Origin of the sequence: Microbacterium proteolyticum, from assembly GCF_029639405.1 — a bacterium.
Taxonomy (GTDB): Bacteria; Actinomycetota; Actinomycetes; order Actinomycetales; family Microbacteriaceae; genus Microbacterium.
On record NZ_CP121274.1, the window covers coordinates 3192720 to 3211248 of the forward strand.

The 18529-nt window shown below is 69.9% G+C and carries 18 protein-coding genes; 5 read left to right on the plus strand and 13 right to left on the minus strand.

Annotated features, from left to right (window positions below):
* Positions 1–25: 25 nt before the first annotated feature.
* A complete protein-coding gene (locus P8R59_RS16000; protein ID WP_278101865.1) occupies positions 26–1564 on the minus strand; it encodes an MFS transporter in 1539 nt (512 codons plus the stop codon).
* An 81-nt stretch (positions 1565–1645) separates the two neighbouring features.
* Between P8R59_RS16000 and P8R59_RS16005 the strand changes: the two genes are divergently transcribed.
* Positions 1646–2188 (plus strand): TetR/AcrR family transcriptional regulator, encoded by a 543-nt coding sequence (locus tag P8R59_RS16005; protein ID WP_278101866.1) that lies wholly within the window; start codon positions 1646–1648, stop codon positions 2186–2188.
* Positions 2189–2577: 389 nt separating this feature from the next.
* Here the strand turns inward: P8R59_RS16005 and serA are convergent, their stop codons facing one another.
* The 9 genes from serA to P8R59_RS16050 all read right to left on the minus strand — a co-directional run bounded on the left by serA (position 2578) and on the right by P8R59_RS16050 (position 12821).
* Positions 2578–4182, minus strand: a complete 1605-nt coding sequence (gene serA / locus P8R59_RS16010; protein ID WP_077051691.1) for a phosphoglycerate dehydrogenase — start codon at positions 4180–4182, stop codon at positions 2578–2580.
* A 184-nt stretch (positions 4183–4366) separates the two neighbouring features.
* A complete protein-coding gene (locus P8R59_RS16015; protein ID WP_278101867.1) occupies positions 4367–4705 on the minus strand; it encodes a bacitracin resistance protein in 339 nt (112 codons plus the stop codon).
* The gene (locus P8R59_RS16020) at positions 4702–5226 is read right to left on the minus strand and encodes a DNA polymerase III subunit gamma/tau (RefSeq protein WP_278101868.1); all 525 of its coding nucleotides are present in this window, start codon (positions 5224–5226) and stop codon (positions 4702–4704) included. Before P8R59_RS16020 ends, P8R59_RS16015 begins: the two co-directional genes overlap by 4 nt.
* A 169-nt stretch (positions 5227–5395) precedes the next feature.
* Positions 5396–6421 carry a ketol-acid reductoisomerase gene (ilvC, locus tag P8R59_RS16025; protein WP_278101869.1) on the minus strand — a complete coding sequence of 342 codons (1026 nt, stop codon included), beginning with the start codon at positions 6419–6421 and terminating at the stop codon, positions 5396–5398.
* A 69-nt stretch (positions 6422–6490) separates the two neighbouring features.
* Positions 6491–7000: an acetolactate synthase small subunit gene (gene ilvN, locus P8R59_RS16030; RefSeq protein WP_077051695.1), complete on the minus strand. Its 510-nt coding sequence runs from the start codon at positions 6998–7000 to the stop codon at positions 6491–6493.
* A gap of 1 nt (position 7001) precedes the next feature.
* Entirely contained in the window at positions 7002–8807 is a 1806-nt protein-coding gene (locus tag P8R59_RS16035; protein WP_077051696.1) for an acetolactate synthase large subunit, read from the minus strand.
* Between the two features lie 43 nt (positions 8808–8850).
* On the minus strand, positions 8851–10569 hold the full coding sequence (gene ilvD, locus P8R59_RS16040; RefSeq protein ID WP_278101870.1) for a dihydroxy-acid dehydratase: 1719 nt from the start codon (positions 10567–10569) through the stop codon (positions 8851–8853).
* Positions 10570–10578: 9 nt separating this feature from the next.
* Positions 10579–11358, minus strand: coding sequence for a trehalose-phosphatase (otsB, locus tag P8R59_RS16045; RefSeq protein ID WP_278101871.1), 780 nt, complete (start codon positions 11356–11358; stop codon positions 10579–10581).
* Positions 11355–12821, minus strand: a complete 1467-nt coding sequence (locus tag P8R59_RS16050; RefSeq protein ID WP_278101872.1) for an alpha,alpha-trehalose-phosphate synthase (UDP-forming) — start codon at positions 12819–12821, stop codon at positions 11355–11357. Before P8R59_RS16050 ends, otsB begins: the two co-directional genes overlap by 4 nt.
* 133 nt (positions 12822–12954) lie before the next feature.
* On the opposite strand from P8R59_RS16050, the gene P8R59_RS16055 reads away from it, so the two are divergent.
* Entirely contained in the window at positions 12955–13209 is a 255-nt protein-coding gene (locus P8R59_RS16055; protein WP_278101873.1) for a hypothetical protein, read from the plus strand.
* A 55-nt stretch (positions 13210–13264) separates the two neighbouring features.
* On the opposite strand, the gene P8R59_RS16060 is transcribed toward P8R59_RS16055, so the two are convergent.
* From P8R59_RS16060 to P8R59_RS16070, 3 genes are read right to left on the minus strand one after another with little or no spacing between them, the layout of a single operon-like run.
* The gene (locus P8R59_RS16060) at positions 13265–14452 is read right to left on the minus strand and encodes an acetyl-CoA C-acetyltransferase (protein ID WP_278101874.1); all 1188 of its coding nucleotides are present in this window, start codon (positions 14450–14452) and stop codon (positions 13265–13267) included.
* On the minus strand, positions 14449–15102 hold the full coding sequence (locus tag P8R59_RS16065) for a CoA transferase subunit B (protein WP_278101875.1): 654 nt from the start codon (positions 15100–15102) through the stop codon (positions 14449–14451). Before P8R59_RS16065 ends, P8R59_RS16060 begins: the two co-directional genes overlap by 4 nt.
* A gap of 1 nt (position 15103) precedes the next feature.
* On the minus strand, positions 15104–15877 hold the full coding sequence (locus P8R59_RS16070) for a CoA transferase subunit A (RefSeq protein ID WP_278101876.1): 774 nt from the start codon (positions 15875–15877) through the stop codon (positions 15104–15106).
* A 106-nt stretch (positions 15878–15983) separates the two neighbouring features.
* On the opposite strand from P8R59_RS16070, the gene P8R59_RS16075 reads away from it, so the two are divergent.
* The 3 genes from P8R59_RS16075 to P8R59_RS16085 are packed head-to-tail and all read left to right on the plus strand — an operon-like array spanning position 15984 to position 18472.
* The gene (locus tag P8R59_RS16075) at positions 15984–16781 is read left to right on the plus strand and encodes an IclR family transcriptional regulator (RefSeq protein ID WP_278101877.1); all 798 of its coding nucleotides are present in this window, start codon (positions 15984–15986) and stop codon (positions 16779–16781) included.
* Positions 16782–16820: 39 nt separating this feature from the next.
* Positions 16821–17255 carry a MarR family winged helix-turn-helix transcriptional regulator gene (locus tag P8R59_RS16080; protein WP_278101878.1) on the plus strand — a complete coding sequence of 145 codons (435 nt, stop codon included), beginning with the start codon at positions 16821–16823 and terminating at the stop codon, positions 17253–17255.
* Entirely contained in the window at positions 17252–18472 is a 1221-nt protein-coding gene (locus tag P8R59_RS16085) for an MFS transporter (RefSeq protein ID WP_278101879.1), read from the plus strand. The genes P8R59_RS16080 and P8R59_RS16085 overlap by 4 nt, the downstream gene beginning before the upstream one ends.
* Positions 18473–18529 lie beyond the last annotated feature (57 nt).

Below are 18529 nucleotides of genomic sequence, written 5' to 3' on the forward strand. Positions count from 1 at the left end.
CGCACTCCTCAGCGCTCAGGGCGCATCACTTCGTCGACGCGCCGCGGGTTCCTCCCAGGGTAGTGGCAGCGATGAGGGCGGCCACGACGATCAGCCCGGCGCCGATCAACGCGGTGACGACGACGCCGGAATCGAACGCGTGCGCTGCGGCCAGGCGCAGCGACTCCGCCAGGGCGGCGTCGTCCAACGTGTGCGACACCGCAACGGCTCCGGCGAGCGTCTCCCGGGCGGCGTCGGCCGCGGCATCCGGGAGTCCGGCCGGAAGAACGAGCTGAGCCCGGTAGAACGCGGCCAGGATGCCACCCAGCACGGCCGTGCCGAGCACGGCGCCGACTTCGTACGCCGTCTCTGAGACGGCGCTGGCGGCTCCGGCCTTCGCCGGCGGGGCGCTGGAGAGGATGAGTTCGTTCGACACCGTCTCGGCTGCGCCGATGCCGATGCCGAGAAGTCCGAAGGCGATGATCAACAGGGTGAGGTCGGCGGTGGACAGCGCGACCATGATGTACGCCACGACCGAGAAGCTCAGCGCAACGGGCACGACCACACGCGGCGGGAACCTCTTGGCGACGGGCACGACAGCCAACCCCGACACGATCATGAGAGCGAGACCGGGAACGAGGGCGAAGCCCGCGACCATCGGCGTGAGCCCGACGACGAGCTGCAGATGCTGTGCGACGAAGTAAAGGAACCCGACGAGTCCGACGACACTGAGCAGATTGACCAGGATCGCGCCCGAGAACGTTCCGCGACGGAAGAGCGTCATGTCGAGCATCGGCGTGGGCAGCGTGCGCTGGCGGCGCACGAACAGCCAGCCGAAGACCACGCCCGCCACGAAGAGCCCGCCGACCGTGAGAGTCGGCCCGTCGACAGCGAGTTTCTTGATGCCGTAGACCACCGGCACCATCGTCGCGAGCGAGAGGACGACGCTCACGGGGTCGAACCGGCCGGGCGCGGGGTCGCGGCTTTCGGGCACGAAGAACGGGGCGAGGACGAGCAGCGGCACGAGCACCGGCACGGCCATGAGGAACACCGAGCCCCACGTGAAGCGCTCGAGGAGGAACCCGCCGACGATGGGGCCGAGCGCGGCGCCCGCGGAGAAGCCCGACGCCCACACCGCGATGGCGAGGCGCCGCTCATCGCGGTCGCGGAAGATGCTGCGCAGCAGCGAGAGGGTCGAGGGCATCAGCATCGCGCCGAAGACACCCATCAGCGCACGTCCGGCGATGAGGAGCGCCGCGGTGGGCGCGAAGGCCGACAGCGCGGAGACGACGGCGAATCCCGTCGCGCCAATCAGCAGCATGCGACGACGACCGAAACGATCGCCGAGCGTTCCCATGGTGACCAGCAGCCCCGCGAGGACCAGCGGATACACGTCGATGATCCAGAGCTGCTCGATGCTGGAGGGCTGCAGCGACAGGGCGATCTCGGGCAGCGCGAAGCTCAGCACCGTGTTGTCAACCGACACCAGCAGCACCGGCAGCATCAGCACCGCCAGTGCGAACCACCCGCGCCAGCCGGCGCGAGGGGCGTTGATCTCTTGAGTGGGCAACGACGAGGTGAGCATTCTTCCGAGTTCCGTTTCTAAACCGTCCAGCCGGTATAGTAACAGAACCCTCACACCACCCGCCACTACGATCGAGAGGCCATGAGCAGACCCCCACTCGCCCGCGAAGCCGTCCTCGACGCCTTCACACGCATCCTCGTCGACGACGGCGAACGTGCCGCGACGATGGATGCCACGGCGCGTGCCGCCGGGGTGAGCAAGGGCGGCCTGCTCTACCACTTCAACTCCAAGAGCGCGCTCGAAGAGGCTCTGGTGAAGCGCCTCGAAGTGCTCGCTCAGCAGGACGTCGACGAGATCGAGAACTCCCCCGAGGGGGTCGTGGCCGCGCATCTGCGCTCGTCGCAGAACACCGGATCACCGCTGGACGTCACGATCCTCGCGGTCTCGCGGCTGGCGCAGAACGGCAGCGACGCCGCGTCCGCGAGCCTGCGCCGGGTGCGCGAACTGTGGGAGGACAGCCTGCGAGCCCACACCCGCGACGAGACGGCTCCGCAGATGGTGCTGCTCGTCAGCGACGGCCTCTACTTCAACGCCGTGCTCGACCTCAACGCGCTGCCCGGCCCCACGCTCGAAGGCACCGACCTCGACGCGTTGATCTCCGCCGTCGTCGCGGCCACCACCTGACGTCGGCGCACGGCCGCCCGCGGGACGCGGATGATCCCGGATGCCTCCAGCGTGACGCACAGCAGGATGCCGACCGCACCGACCAGCGCGAGGAACCCCCACCCCCGGCCGTGGGCGGTCTCAGCGAGCCCGACGATGAGGAGCGCCGAACCGACCGCCACCATCGCGAGGCGAGCGGCGAGGAGTGAGGTCATGCCTCGAGCGTGACGGCGAGTCCGCTCGGAGCCCGCGAATCCGGTCGGATTCCGTCCTCTGCGGGTCGTATCTCACCCCGTACCGCACCTCGCCCCGCGTGCAAGCGACGGAGGCCGAGCGTCGGGGCAGCGTCGCAGAGATACGAGAGGAGGGGGCCGCTCCCGCGACCCCCTCCCCCGGTACTGCTCAGGACGTCAGCTCTCGACGATCTCGATCTGACGGAAGAGATCCGCGTTCACCGCCTGGCGCATCGCGTCGAGGATCTCGTCGGACACCGGCGAGTCGACCGTGAGGACCGAGAGGGCGCGGCCCGTGGCATCCGGACGGGCGACCTGAAGACCCGCGATGTTGATGCCCGCGTCGCCCAGCTTCTGTCCGTAGATGGCGACGATGCCGGGACGGTCGGCGTAGCGCATGACGATGTGGTGCGCCTCGATCGGCACCTCGATCTCGTACCCGTTGATCCCGACGACCTTCGGCACCATGCGCGTTCCCGCGAGTGTGCCGGCGACCTCGAGGGTCGATCCGTCCGCGAGCGTGCCCCGCAGGATCGTGATGTTGCGGTAGAGCGGGCTCTCCGACTCGACGACGAGACGGGTCTCGACGCCGCGCTGCTCCGCGAACAGCGGCGCGTTGACGTACGAGACCGTCTCGCTGACGATGCGGCTGAAGATGCCCTTCAGCGCGGCGAGGCGGTACACGCTCACGTCGTACTCGGCGAGCTCGCCGCGCACCTCGATGTCGAGGCTCGACAGTGCGCTGTCGGCGAGTCCGCTGAAGAACTGACCCAACATCTCGACCAGCGCGATACCGGGGCGCACGAACGGGTCGATCGCGCCACCGGCGACGTTGACGGCATCCGGGACCAGATCGCCCTCGAGGGCGAGCTTGACCGAGCGCGCCACGGACACGCCGGCCTTCTCCTGCGCCTCTTCGGTGCTGGCACCGAGGTGGGGGGTGACCACGACGTTCGGCAGGTCGAGCAGCTTCCGGGCCGGACCGCCCTCGGCGGGGGGTTCGGTCGAGAAGACGTCGAGGCCGGCTCCGGCGATCTCCCCCGAGGTGAGCGCGTCGTACAGGGCGTCCTCATCGATGAGTCCACCGCGCGCGACGTTGATGACGTAGGCCGTCTTCTTCATGCGACGCAGCTGCTCGGTGCCGATCATGCCGGTGGTCTCGGGGGTCTTCGGCATGTGGATCGTCACGAAGTCGCTCTGCTCGAGGAGCTCGTCGAGCGTGACGAGCTGCACGCCGAGCTGCTGCGCGCGCGTCGCGGTGACATACGGGTCGTACGCGATCACGCGCATGTCGAACGCCTGCAGGCGTGCCGCGATGAGGGCACCGATGCGGCCGAGGCCGATGATGCCGATCGTCTTCTCGAACAGCTCGGTGCCGGTGAACGAGCTGCGCTTCCACAGCCCCTGGGCGAGCGACGAGTGGGCGGCCGGGATGTGGCGCGCGAGGCTGAGCACGTGCCCCACGGTGAGCTCGGCTGCCGAGATGATGTTCGACGTCGGCGCGTTGACGACCATGACGCCCGCGGCCGTCGCCGACTTGATGTCGACGTTGTCGAGTCCGACGCCGGCGCGCGCGACGACCTTCAGGACCGGCGCGGCCGCGAGAGCCTCGGCGTCGATCTTGGTGGCCGAGCGCACGAGCACGGCGTGCGCGTCGGCGAGAGCCGAGAGCAGCGCGGGGCGGTCGGTCCCGTCGACGTTGCGCACGTCGAAGTCGGGGCCGAGCGCGTCGATCGTGGCGGGAGAGAGTTCTTCGGCGATGAGCACGACGGGCTTCGTCACGGATGCGTCCTTCGAAACGGTGCTGGGGAGCAGCGCGCACCGCCGCGCATCGCCGGCGCGAACCGGGCGCGCGACCCGTGCGGGCCGTCTGCCAGCCTAGCGCTGCCGCGACAGCCGCCCGACCGCATGACGCCGTGGCCCGCCCGGAGAGGACGTCCTGCGCCCCGATGGAAGGCGAAGGGCGTCAGCCGCCGTACAGCCCGTACGACGTCGCGCCGTAGCCGACGATCGCCAGCCAGAACGCGGCGGAGAGGGTGAGTCCGGCGAGCAGCGCGAGCGAGAACTCCCCCGCCCGTCGGCGCGCGCCGATCGCGAACGCCACACCGAAGGCGACCAGGGGGAACACGATCGGCAGGATGTAGACGAACCAGCCGAGTCCGTTCAGCCCGAGGGTGCCCGTGGCCTGCTGCACCAGCAGCGAGACCGAGCTCCAGACGACGAAGGCGTAGAACAGACCGAACAGCCCGGCGATGGTCACGACGACCCACGTCGGCAGACGGCGAGGACGGGTGGTCGTGCTCATGCGGAGGCCCCCAACGACAGGAACGGCCACGGCACGAGCAGCAGGATGCCGAGGATCAGGAGCAGGAACCGCTGCCAGGTGCGCCAGGTGCGCGTCAGAGCGAGCACGGTGACGAACCACACCAGCGGGGCGAGGGCCGCGCCGATCGTCAGGGCGAGGACCGTGACGTCGGGAATGGGGAGACCCAGGTCGCGCAGACGGAATCCCGCGACCAGCCAGCCGATCGCGAACAGCAGGAACGTCGCTGCGATCATCCCGATGCCGACGAGCCCGACGTTGCCGAGCGGCGCCCGCGCGGCCTGTTCCTCGACCGCGGCCTCTCCAGTGGGGGCGGAGTCGACCGCCGGAGCCCGGGGACCCGGATCCGCGGAGGTCGGGCGCGGCTCGGGCCGAAGGGGCTCGGCCTCGGGCTGAAGCGGCTCGGGCTGCTCCGGCTCGGCAGCCCGCTTCTCGCCTACGTCGAGCGTCGGGTCGTCGTCACCGTCCCAGGAGAGGGCGTCGTCGTCGCGCGGTGTGCTCACGCGTCCACGCTAGCGCCGACCCTCGACACCGGGGCGCCGCCCCGCCGCAACGGCGAACGCCCCGGTACCGAGGACGGTTCCGGGGCGTTCGCGGAGGGGATCAGCGCGCGGCGGAACCCACCGCGATCGCCTGGGCGATCGCTATGGATGACGAAGCCTCCGGCGGAGGTCAGCGCGCAGCGCTGCCCTCCGTGTAGTCGCTGTCCTGCTGCTTCCACGCGAAGAGACCGCGGAGCTCCTTGCCGGTCGCCTCGATCGGGTGACCCTGCTCCTTCTCGCGAAGGGCGAGGAACTCGGGGGCGCCGTTGTCCTGGTCGGCGATGAAGCGCTGCGCGAACGCACCCGACTGGATGTCGGCGAGGACCGCCTTCATGTTCTCCTTGACCTCGGGCGAGATCACGCGGGGGCCGGAGACGTAGTCGCCGTACTCGGCGGTGTCGGAGATCGACCAGCGCTGCTTGGCGATGCCGCCCTCCCACATGAGGTCGACGATGAGCTTGAGCTCGTGCAGAACCTCGAAGTACGCGATCTCGGGCTGGTAGCCCGCCTCGGTGAGGGTCTCGAAGCCGTACTGCACGAGGTGGCTCATGCCACCGCAGAGGACGGCCTGCTCGCCGAACAGGTCGGTCTCGGTCTCTTCGGTGAAGGTCGTCTTGATGACGCCGGCACGGGTGCCGCCGATGGCCTTTGCGTACGACAGGGCGGTGTCCCAGGCCGAGCCCGAGGCGTCGCGCTCGACGGCGATGATGTCCGGGATGCCACGGCCCGCGACGTACTCGCGACGGACGGTGTGACCGGGGGCCTTGGGGGCGACGAGGATCACGTCGACACCCTCGGGGGCGTCGATGTAGCCGAAACGGATGTTGAAGCCGTGCGCGAAGGCCAGCATCTTGCCCTCGGTGAGCTTGTCCTTGATGGAGTCCGCGTAGATCGAGCGCTGGTGCTGGTCGGGCGCCAGGATCATGATCAGGTCGGCCCACTCGGTCGCGTCGGCGACGTTCTTGACGTCGAAGCCGTCCTCCTGCGCCTTCGCGGCCGACTTCGAGCCGTCCTTGAGCGCGATGACGACCTCGACGCCCGAGTCGCGCAGGTTCTGCGCGTGAGCGTGACCCTGCGAGCCGTAGCCGACGATCGCGACCTTCTTGCCCTGGATGATCGAGAGGTCGGCGTCGTCGTCGTAGAAGATCTCTGCCATGGGGATGCTTTCTCCTTGGATACAGGTCCCGCGACGCAGGACCGGGGGTGTGTGGAAAGGGTGGGAGGGTCAGCCGCGCAGGACGCGTTCGGTGATGCTCTTGCCGCCGCGGCCGACGGCGAGCAGGCCCGACTGTGCGAGCTCCTTCACCCCGAACGGCTCGATGGCCTTGAGGAACGCGCCGACCTTGCCCGAGTCGCCGGTGATCTCGATCACCAGGGCGTCCTGGGCGTAGTCGACCACCGACGCACGGAAGAGGTTCACGACCTCGAGCACGGTGGAGCGGCTGGCGTTGTCGGCGCGCACCTTCACGAGGACGTGCTCGCGCTGCACCGAGCTGGCGGGGTCGAGTTCGACGATCTTGATGACGTTGATCAGCTTGTTCAGCTGCTTCGTCACCTGCTCGAGGGGCAGACCCTCGACGTCGACGACAACTGTGATGCGGGACAGGCCCGGCACTTCGGTCACCCCCACGGCGAGGGACTCGATGTTGAAGCCGCGACGGGCGAAAAGACCGGCGACGCGGGTCAGCAGACCCGGCTTGTCCTCCACGAGGAGGCTGAGAACGTGCCTCGACATGTCAGTCCTCCTGCTCGGCGAAGGCCGGCGAGTGATCGCGGGCGTACTGGACGTAGCTGTTGCTGACGCCCTGGGGAACCATAGGCCACACCATCGCGTCGGCGCTCACGACGAAGTCGATCACGACCGGGCGGTCGTTCGTGGCGAGGGCCAGTTCGATCGCCGCGTCGATCTCGTCCTCCTTCTCGACCCGGATCGCGAGGCATCCGTAGGCCTCGGCGAGCTTGACGAAGTCCGGGATGCGACGCGTCCCGTGACCCGTGTTGAGGTCGGTGTTCGAGTGACGGCCGTCGAAGAACAGCGTCTGCCACTGGCGCACCATGCCGAGCGAGGAGTTGTTGATGATCGCGACCTTGATCGGGATGTCGTTGATGACGCAGGTCGCGAGTTCCTGGTTCGTCATCTGGAAACAGCCGTCACCGTCGATCGCCCACACCACACGCTCGGGTTCGGCGACCTTCGCGCCCATCGCCGCGGGGACGGAGTAGCCCATCGTGCCGGCACCGCCGGAGTTGAGCCACGCGTTGGGGCGCTCGTACTTGATGAACTGGGCCGCCCACATCTGATGCTGACCCACGCCCGCGGCGTAGATCGCCTCGGGGCCGGTGAGCTCGCCGATCCGCTGGATCACGTGCTGCGGCGAGAGCAGGCCGTCGGTCGTCGGCGTGTAGCCGAGGGGGAACTCCTCGCGCAGACCGTTGAGGAACGACCACCACTCCGAGTAGTCGACCTCGGTCTCGGATGCCGCCTGGCGGAAGGCGGCATCCAGGTCGACGAGCACCTCTTTGAGGTCGCCCACGATCGGCACGTCCGCCGTGCGGATCTTCGAGATCTCGGCGGGATCGATGTCGACGTGCACGACCTGAGCGTTCGGAGCGAACAGCGCGGCCTTGCCGGTGACGCGGTCGTCGAAGCGGGCGCCGAGCGACACGATCAGGTCGCTGTCCTGCAGGGCGAGCACCGCGGGCACCGTCCCGTGCATGCCCGGCATGCCGAGGTGCTGATCGTGCGAGTCGGGGAACGCCCCGCGCGCCATGAGCGTGGTCACGAGCGGAGCGCCGGTCGCCTCGGCGAACGTCTTGAGCTCGGCCGACGCCTTCGCTCGGATGACACCGCCCCCGACGTAGAGGACGGGCTTCTTCGCGTGGGCGATGAGCTGGGCCGCGGCCTGGATCTGCTTGCCGTGGGCCTTCGTCACGGGGCGGTAGCCGGGCAGGTCGATCTTGGGCGGCCACACGAACGGCGCCGAGTTCTGCTGCGCGTCCTTCGTGATGTCCACGAGCACCGGACCGGGACGCCCCGTGGAGGCGATCTCGAACGCCGCGGCGATCGCGCCGGGGATCTCCTCGGCGGTCTTCACCAGGAACGAGTGCTTCGTGATCGGCATCGTGATGCCGACGATGTCGGCCTCCTGGAAGGCATCCGTTCCCATGAGGGTCGAGAAGACCTGACCGGTGATGCACACGAGCGGCACGGAGTCCATGTACGCGTCGGCGATCGCCGTGACGAGGTTGGTCGCCCCGGGGCCGGAAGTCGCGATGGCGACTCCGGTGCGTCCGGAGGCGGCGGCGTAGCCTTCGGCGGCGTGGCCGGCGCCCTGCTCGTGGCGAACGAGGATGTGGCGGACGTTCTCGTCGTCCATGAGCGGGTCGTAGACGGGCATGATCGCGCCGCCCGGCAGACCGAACACGTCGGTGACGCCGAGCAGATCGAGCGAACGGACGACCGCCTGGGCGCCCGTGAGCACGGGCGCCGGGGCGGTGCGAGCGGGGGGCCGGGGAACGGCCGTGGCGGATTCGGCGGACATGGTGGTACCTCGGAACCAGGTGGGGGTGAAAGGGGGACGGCCGTCAGCCCGTGACCGCGCCCTCCGCAGCGGAGTGCACGAGCTTCGAGTACTTGGCCAGAACGCCACGGGTATAGCGCGGGGGAAGCGGTTCCCAGCCTTCGCGGCGGGAACTCAGCTCGGCGTCATCGACGATCAAGTCGAGAGTGCGAGCGGCGATATCGACCCGTATCAGATCACCATCGCGCACGAAGGCGATAGGACCTGCGTCCACCGCTTCGGGAGCTATGTGGCCGATGCAGAGGCCGGTTGTGCCGCCTGAGAATCGACCGTCCGTCAAGAGTAGTACATCTTTTCCGAGCCCCGCGCCCTTGATGGCCGCGGTGATCGCCAGCATCTCGCGCATGCCCGGGCCGCCCTTGGGGCCCTCGTAGCGGATGACGATGACGTCGCCGGCGTTGATGTCGCCGGCCTCGAGGGCGTCCATGGCCGCACGCTCACGCTCGAACACGCGGGCCGGGCCCTCGAACACCGAGGCGTCGAAGCCGGCGGTCTTCACAACGGCGCCCTCGGGGGCGAGGGATCCGTGCAGGATCGTGATGCCGCCGGTGGCGTGGATCGGGTCGTCGAAGCGGTGGATGACGTTGCCGTCCACCGGGTCGGGGTTCAGGTCGGCGAGGTTCTCGGCCAGGGTCTTCCCCGTGACGGTGAGCGCGTCGCCGTGCAGGAGGCCCTCATCGAGCATGGCCTTCATGATGACCGGGATGCCGCCGTGGCGGTCGACGTCGTTCATGACGTACTTGCCGAACGGCTTCATGTCGGCGACGTGGGGCACCTTGTCGCCGATGCGGTTGAAGTCGTGCAGAGACAGCTCGACCTCGGCCTCGTTGGCGATCGCGAGGAGGTGCAGGACGACGTTCGTCGAGCCGCCGAGGGCCATCGCCAGCGCGATGGCGTTCTCGAACGCCTCCTTGGTGAGGATGTCGCGCGTCGTGATGCCCTGGCGCAGCAGGTTGACCACGGCCTCGCCCGAGCGGTGGGCGAAGTAGTCGCGACGGCGGTCGGCCGACGGCGGGGCGGCGGAACCGGGAAGGCTGAGGCCCAGCGCCTCGGCGACCGAGGCCATGGTGTTGGCGGTGTACATGCCACCGCACGCGCCCTCGCCCGGCGCGATCGCGCACTCGATGCGCTTGAGGTCGGCCTCGCTCATCTTTCCCGCGAGGCACGCGCCGACGGCCTCGAACGAGTCGATGATCGTGACGTCCTTCTCGGTGCCGTCGCTGAGCTTGACCCAGCCCGGAGCGATCGAGCCCGCGTAGAGGAAGACGCTCGAGAGGTCGAGACGAGCGGATGCCATGAGCATGCCCGGGATCGACTTGTCGCAGCCGGCGAGGAGCACGGATCCGTCGAGGCGCTCGGCCATCATGACGGTCTCGACCGAGTCGGCGATGACCTCGCGCGAGACGAGCGAGAAGTGCATGCCCTCGTGGCCCATGGAGATGCCGTCGGAGACGGAGATGGTGCCGAACTGCAGCGGGTAGCCGCCACCGGAGTGGACGCCTTCCTTGGCGCCTTGCGCGAGCCGGTCGAGACTCAGGTTGCAGGGCGTGATCTCGTTCCAGCTCGACGCGATGCCGATCTGGGGCTTGTCCCAGTCCTCGTCACCCATGCCGACGGCGCGGAGCATGCCGCGGGAGGTGGTGGCTTCGATGCCGTCGGTGACGACGCGACTGCGGGGCTTGATGTCGAACTCACCGGTGTTCGGATTCTGCGGAGCGGGCATTCTCGCAGTCTATTGCGCGTGGGCGACACGCTGATGCGCGACAGCCTCGAGGACGTCGACCAGTCCGTCGATGTCGGCGACCTTCAGCGTGGCGGCCGTCTCACCGCTTCCCACGTGGATGCCGAGATCCCCCGACGCGAGCGCGCCCAGCGCGTCTTCATCGGTGACGTCGTCGCCCGCGAAGATCACCGCGGTGGCCCCGATCCGGTCGCGCAGGTGCTCCACCGCGGAGTCCTTGCCCTCGTGGCGGAACGCGAACTCGAGGATGTCGTGGCCCGTGCGTCGTCGCCAGTCGGGCGCCTCCTCCGCGACGAGGCGATCGGCGAGACCACGCGCCTCCTCGGTCGCCGCGGCATCCGCTCGCCGCGTGTGCACGCCGACGCCGAACTCCTTCGGCTCGATCCACACGCCGTCGAGATGGTGGACGCCGTCGGAGATCGTCGACTGCAGACGGTCGCGGAGCGCCAGGTCGTCCGCGTCGTCGGGGGCCGGCTCCTCCCCCGCGCCCGGCGTCCAGAACTGCGCCCCGTGCGAGGCGGCGAGCCAGATCGGCGAGGCGTCGTCGTGCTCGGCGATCTCGCGGAGATGTCCGAGAGAACGACCCGACACGAGGGCGACGACCGTGTCGGGCAGGCCCGCGAGGGCATCGACGGCCGCACGGGCGCGCGGCGTCATGCGCGCCGTCATCGGGTCGTCGACGAGCGGCGCGAGGGTCCCGTCGAAGTCGAGCGCGACGAGCAGGACCGCTGTCGTCGACACCGCCTCGATCGCCGCGTCCGCCGCGGTCACGACGACGCGTCCTCCGGCTCGTCCAGGTTCGCGTCGACCTCGGCGGCCGCGGTGGCGCTGGAGGCGCGGTCGTGGAACGCCGACAGAGCGTCGAGGAATTCGCGCGACCAGTCCTCGACGTCGTGGTCGCGGACGCGCGTGCGCAGCGCCCGCATGCGGCGCCCCTGCTCGGCGGCCGGCATCTCGAGGGCGCGGACGATCGTGTCCTTCAGTCCGTCGATGTCGTGAGGGTTGATGAGCAGCGCACTGCCCATCTCGTCGGCGGCACCGGCGAACTCGCTGAGCACCAGGACACCGCGATTGTCGATGCGGCTGGCGACGTACTCCTTCGCGACGAGGTTCATCCCGTCCCGGAGGGCCGTGACGAGCATGACGTCGGCGGCGAGGAAGAGCGCCACCATCTCCTCCCGCGGGTAGGACTGGTGCAGGTAGCGGATCGCCGTGTGGGTCGTGCTGTCGTAGTCGCCGTTGATGCGCCCCACCGTCATCTCGATCTCGTCGCGCAGCTGGACGTAGGCGTCGACGCGCTCACGGCTCGGGCTCGCGACCTGGACGAGGGTGGCATCCTCCACCGTCGCTCGGCCGTCCTCGAGGAGTTCGCCCCACGCCTTCAGCCGGTGGCGGATGCCCTTGGTGTAGTCGAGGCGGTCGACACCGAGCAGGATCTTGCGCGGGTTGCCGAGCCCTTCCCGGATCTCCTTCGCCCGCTGCTGGATGTCCGGACGCTGTGCGAGCTCGATGTACGAATCGGCGTCGATGGAGATCGGGAACGCCTTCGCGAGGGCGACCCGCGTACCGCCCTGTCCGTCCGGCACCGAGATGCCGCTCGCCTTGGTCTCGTACCGCAGCTGGCGCCGGACCGCTCGGGCGAAGTTGCCGGCGTCGGCGACGCGTTGGAAACCGATGACGTCGGCGCCGAGCAGTCCCTCGAGCACCTGCTTGCGCCACGGAAGCTGCGAGTAGAGACCGTAGGCGGGGAACGGGATGTGGTGGAAGTAGCCGATCGTGAGATCCGGGCGCAGTTCGCGCAGCAGCTTCGGCACGAGCTGCAGCTGGTAGTCCTGCACCCAGACGGTCGCCTTCTCGGACGCCGCCGCGGCGGCCGCCTCGGCGAAACGCCGGTTCACTCGGACGTACGCCTCCCACCACGCGCGCTTGTACGTCGGCTCGGCGATCACGTCGTGGTACAGCGGCCAGATCGTGTCGTTGGAGAAGCCCTCGTAGTAATGCTGCACGTCGGCGGCCGACAGCTCGACCGGAACCAGGTGCGTTCCGTCGAAGTCGAACGGTTCGAGGCTCACATCGGGTTGGCCCGCCCAGCCGACCCACGCGCCCTCCGCCCGACGCATGACGGGCTCCAGCGCGGTGACGAGACCGCCGGGTGAGCGACGCCACCCCTCCCCGTCGGGGGTGCGATCCACCGGTAGACGATTGGCGACGACGACGAAATCGGCCTGCGACACAGGTCCTCCTCGGTAGCTTCCTCTCAGGCTAACAGCGGGGTGCCGCCGTTCCGCGGGCGGTCCGGGATGCGATACGGGCGTCGGGATGTCAAGGCGCACGCGCAGAGAGTCGGCGGCTCGCTAGGTTGGGGGCATGCGTCAGTACATCTTCGGAACCGGTCTCCTCAGCGCCATCACCGGTGGCGTCACGTTGCTGCGCGGACTGCGCAACCACGAGGAGTTCACGTGGCGCACGGCCCTGGCGTGGCTGAGCTGGGGCATCACGCTCGCCCTTGCGGTGGGCGCCGTCGTCGACACCCGCCGCGCGCGTCGCGGGGGCACCGTCGCGGGTGATTCGCCCGTGTCGAAGAAGCAGCAGAAGCTCCTGAAGAAGCGCCTCGCCCGCTGATACAGCGACGGATGCCGCGGCCTCGGGGCCGCGGCATCCGTGTGTCCAGGCGAGGTCAGCGCGTGAGGATCAGCGCGTCTCCTTGACCGCCTCCGCCGCACAGCGCAACCGCGGCCGTGCCGCTCCCCCGCCGCACGAGTTCGTGCACCGCGTGCACGACGAGACGGTTGCCGGACGCGCCGATCGGATGCCCGATCGCGATGCCGCCGCCGTGCGGATTGACGACGTCGTCGGACAGGCCCAGCTCGGCCTGCGATCGGGCCACGACGGCGCCGAACGCCTCGTTGATCTCGACGTGATCGAGATCGGATGCCGCGATCCCCTGCTTCTCCAGCGCGCGGGCGATCGCATGGGCGGGCTGGGCGTGCAGCGAGTTGTCGGGCCCGGCGACCTGGCCGGACGCCCCCACCGTCGCCAGCACGTCCCATCCGCGTTCCTCCGCGACGGCACGCGTCGTGAGGACGACCGCCGAGGCTCCGTCCGAGATCGGTGACGCGTTGCCCGCCGTGATAGACCCGCCCTCCGCGAAGGCCGGGCGCAGCTTGCCGAGGACCTCGACCGTCGTCTCCGGGCGGATGCCCTCGTCGGCGGTCACGTGGACCGGCTCGCCCTTCCGCTGCGGGATGGACACCGGAACGATCTCCGCGTCGAACAGGCCGGACTCTCGCGCCGCGGCCGCGCGCTGATGCGACCGGGCGGCCACGGCATCCTGAGCCTCCCGGGTGATCTCGTACCGGGCGTTCGCGCGTTCGGTGGAGGCCCCCATGCTCTCGCGGTCGTACGCGTCGGTGAGGCCGTCGTACGCCATGTGGTCGAGGACCTCGATCGAGCCGTACGCGTAGCCCTCGCGCGAGTTCGTGAGCAGGTGCGGGGCGCGGGTCATGGACTCCATGCCCGCGGCCACGACGACGGTCGCGTCTCCGAGTCGGAGCATGCGGGAAGCGTCGATGATCGCGGTGAGGCCCGACAGGCACACCTTGTTGACGGTCGCGGCATGGACGTCCCAGCCGATCCCCGCGGCGATCGCGGCCTGCCGTGCCGCGTTCTGCCCGACTCCGGCCTGCAGCACCTGTCCGACGAGCACGGCGTCGACGGCATCGGCGGGGATGCCGCCGCGCTCCAGGGCGCCGGAGATGGCGGCCGCGCCGAGCTGCACCGCGGTCAGCGGCGCGAGCTGTCCCTTGAGGCGGCCCTGGGGCGTGCGGGCGGCGGCGACGATGACGACGTCGGTGGCGGAGGTCATGCGTTCTGCTCCTCGGGGATGCGGACGGTGAGCGGGGGTTCGGTCGCGGCGACGACGTCGTCGAGGGTGACGCCGGGAGCGAGCTCGACGAGCACGAGACCCTCGGGCGTCACGTCGATGACGGCGAGGTCCGTGATGATGCGGTCCACCACACCCCGACCGGTGAGGGGCAGCGAGCACGCGTCGACGATCTTCGGCGAGCCGTCGCGCGCGACGTGCTCCATCAGGACGATGACGCGGGCCGCGCCGTGGACGAGGTCCATCGCTCCTCCCGGGCCCTTCACCATCTTGCCGGGGATCATCCAGTTGGCGAGGTCACCGGATGCCGAGACCTGCATCGCCCCCAGGATCGCGGCGTCGATCTTGCCCCCGCGGATCATGCCGAAACTCGTGGCCGAGTCGAAGAACGCGGCCCCGGGCAGCGTCGTCACCGTCTCCTTCCCGGCGTTGATGAGGTCGGCATCCACCGCATCCTCCGTCGGGTACGGGCCGACGCCCAGGATGCCGTTCTCGGACTGCAGCACGACGGTGACGCCGTCGGGCACGTGGTTGGGCACGAGGGTCGGGAGACCGATGCCCAGGTTGACGTACGAGCCGTCGGCGAGTTCGCGGGCGGCGCGGGCCGCCATCTCGATGCGGGTGAGGGCCATGTCAGCGCGCTCCTTCGGTGACGGTGCGCTTCTCGATGCGCTTCTCGATGTCGGGACCGACCTCGACGAGACGGTGGACGAAGACGCCGGGCAGGTGCACGTCGTCGGGGTCGATCTCGCCGGGCTCGACGAGGTGCTCGACCTGGGCGATGCACACGCGCCCGGCCATCGCTGCCAGCGGATTGAAGCTGCGCGCCGCCTTCCGGAAGACGAGGTTGCCGTGGCGGTCGCCCTTCCAGGCGTGGACGAGGGAGAAGTCGGTGGTGATCGCCTCTTCCAACACGAACTCGCGCGGCTGGCCGTGCACGTCGAAGGTGCGGACGTCCTTCCGGGGCGACGCGACCGCGATGCCGCCCGCGCCGTCGTACCGTTGCGGCAGGCCGCCCTCGGCGACCTGGGTGCCGACGCCGGTCTGCGTGTAGAACGCGGCGATCCCGGACCCTCCGGCGCGCAGCTTCTCGGCGAGCGTGCCCTGCGGCGTCAGCTCGAGCTCCAGTTCACCCGAGAGGAATTGGCGCTCGAACTCCTTGTTCTCGCCGACGTACGACGACGTCATCTTCCGGATCCGGCCGGCTCCGAGCAGGATGCCGAGCCCCCAATCGTCGACGCCGCAGTTGTTGGACACGACGGAGAGGTCGCTCGTGCCCTGGGCGAGCAGCGCCTCGATGAGGGCGATGGGGTTGCCGGAGAGGCCGAACCCCCCGACCGCGAGCGAGGCTCCGTCGGGGATGTCGGCGACGACCTCGCTCGGCGAGGACCAGGTCTTGTCGATCACGCGGACTCCTTCGTGCAGGGATCGGTGGATCCATCCTGCGCCCGTCCCCCGCCCCGGTCGCGTCCGTTCTTGCGATGTGGATGCCGAACCGCGTACCGTCCACATCGTGGACACCACCCCGCTCCCCTCGGCCCGCGGGAACGTTCCGGGCGCTCAAGCCGTCGCTCGCGCGGCGCACCTGCTCCGCTTGGTGACGGCGGCGGGGACGGAGGGCGCCGCGGTGGGCGACCTCGCGCGCCTCGCCGACCTCACGCGGCCGACCGCGCATCGCCTGCTGTCCGCACTGCGGCAGGAGGGCCTCGTGGACCGCGACGACGCCACCGGCCGGTGGCTGCCCGGTCCCGAGCTGTATTTGATGGGGACGATCGCGGCATCCCGGTTCGACGTGACCTCCCTCGCGCGTGACATCGTGCGCTCCCTCGCCGTGCGGACCGAGGAGAGCGCGTTCCTCTCCGTCCGCCGCGGCTACGAGACCGTCTGCCTCGTCCGCGAGGACGGCAGCTTCCCGATCCGATCCTTCGTGCTCTCCGAGGGCGTGCGGTTCCCGCTCGGGGTCGCATCAGCGGGGTTGGCCATCCTGGCGTTCCTCCCGCCGGACGAGGTCGACGCCTACCTCGATCGACATGACGACCTGTCCGACCGCTGGGGAGCGGCCCATGCGCCGACGCGCATCCGCTCGCGCATCGCCGACACGAAGGCGCGCGGGTACGCGGTGAACCCGGGCCTCATCGTCGAGGGCAGTTGGGGCATCGGCGCGGCCGTGTTCACGAATGCGGGCGAACCGCAGTGGGCGCTGAGCCTGACGGGGGTCGAGTTCCGCTTCGGCGGGGAACGCCTCGCCGAGCTCGGTCGCATCCTGCTCGCGCACGCCCATCAGCTCTCAACCAGGATCGCCGGGCGATAATCAATACCCACGTTATATAACAGGGGTATACTTCGAGGAATGACCCGCGACGACGATCTCCAGAGACTGATCCTCGCGGTGCACGCCTTGACGCGCATCGCGGCCATCGACACCAAGAACGACGCCCCCGGTGCGCAGTGGCGCACCCTCACGCTGCTGCGTGACCACGGACCACAGCGCCTCGGCGACCTCGCCACGCTCAGCCGCGTCTCGCAGCCCGGCATGACCCGACTCGTGCACCAGATGGAGGAGGCGGGGCTCCTCGCCCGCGGCATCCACCCCGACGATTCGCGCGTGAGCGTCGTCTCCGCGACCGACGAAGGGCTGCGAGAGCTCGACCGCTGGTTCGACGCGCTCAGCGCCGCGCTGACCCCCCACGTCGCCGATCTGACGGATGCCGAGTGGGATGCCGTGCGCACCAGCGCCGACGCCCTCGCCGCCCGCGTCGGCCTGCAGCCGGAGGTCGTGCGATGAGCTCCACCCCCAGCATCTGGAAACAGCCCGCTCAGGTGTGGGCCGTGGCGTTCGCCTGCGTGGTGGCGTTCATGGGCATCGGCCTTGTGGACCCCATCCTCCCGGCCATCGCCGAGTCGCTGGAGGCGAGCCCCGTCGAGACGGAGTTGCTGTTCACCAGCTACCTCGTGGTCACCGGACTCGCGATGCTCGTGACGAGCTGGATCTCCAGCCGCATCGGCGCAAAGGCCACTCTGCTCGTCGGACTCGGCCTGATCGTCGTGTTCGCCCTCTTCTGCGCCCTGAGCGGCAGCGTCGACGCCGTGATCGGCTTCCGCGCGGGCTGGGGCCTGGGCAACGCCCTGTTCATCTCGACGGCCCTCGCGACCATCGTCGGTGCCGCCTCGGGCGGAAGCTCCGCCGCGATCATCCTGTACGAAGCCGCCCTGGGCCTCGGCATCGCCGTCGGCCCCCTCCTCGGCGGCATCCTCGGCGAGGCCAGCTGGCGGGGACCCTTCTTCGGCGTGGTCGTCCTCATGGCGATCGCGTTCGTGGCCGTCGCGGTGCTGCTGCGCGGGCCGTCGCCCGCCCGCACGCCGATCCCGTTCAGCGCCCCGTTCCGCGCCCTCGGGCGCCCGGCGCTCGCGATCCTGGCCGCGACCGCGCTGTTCTACAACATCGGCTTCTTCACGCTGCTGGCGTTCTCGCCGTTCCCGCTCGGCTTCGGCGCGATGGGTATCGGACTGACGTTCTTCGGCTGGGGGCTGGCGCTGGCGATCACCAGCGTGTGGGTGGCTCCCCTGCTCCTGCGCCGGATGCGGTTGACCTCCGTGCTGCTCGTGGCCCTGCCGCTGTTGGCGGCGGACCTGCTCGTCGCGGCCTTCGTCGTCGGCTCCGCCCCCGGACTGGTGGCCTGCATCATCGTCGGCGGCCTCGTGCTCGGCGTCGTCAACACCGCGCTCACCGAGGCGGTCATGGAGGCGACCGACCTCCCCCGCTCGGTCGCGTCGTCGGCGTACTCGGCGGTCCGGTTCCTCGGCGGCGCCGTGGCCCCGCCGCTCGCCGCGTTCCTGTGGCACGCCGTCAGCGCGGGAGCGCCGTACATCATGGCGACCGTCTCGGTGCTGATCGCCGCCGCGTGCGTGCTGTTCGGTCGCCGCGCGCTCGCGCACATCGATCAGGCGCACCCGACCGCTGCCGACGAAGGGGCTGCCGTCCTCGTGGGCGACGCGGCCTGACACCCGCACGCGACGAGCGCCCGGTCACCGACATCGTGTCGGCGGCCGGGCGCTCTC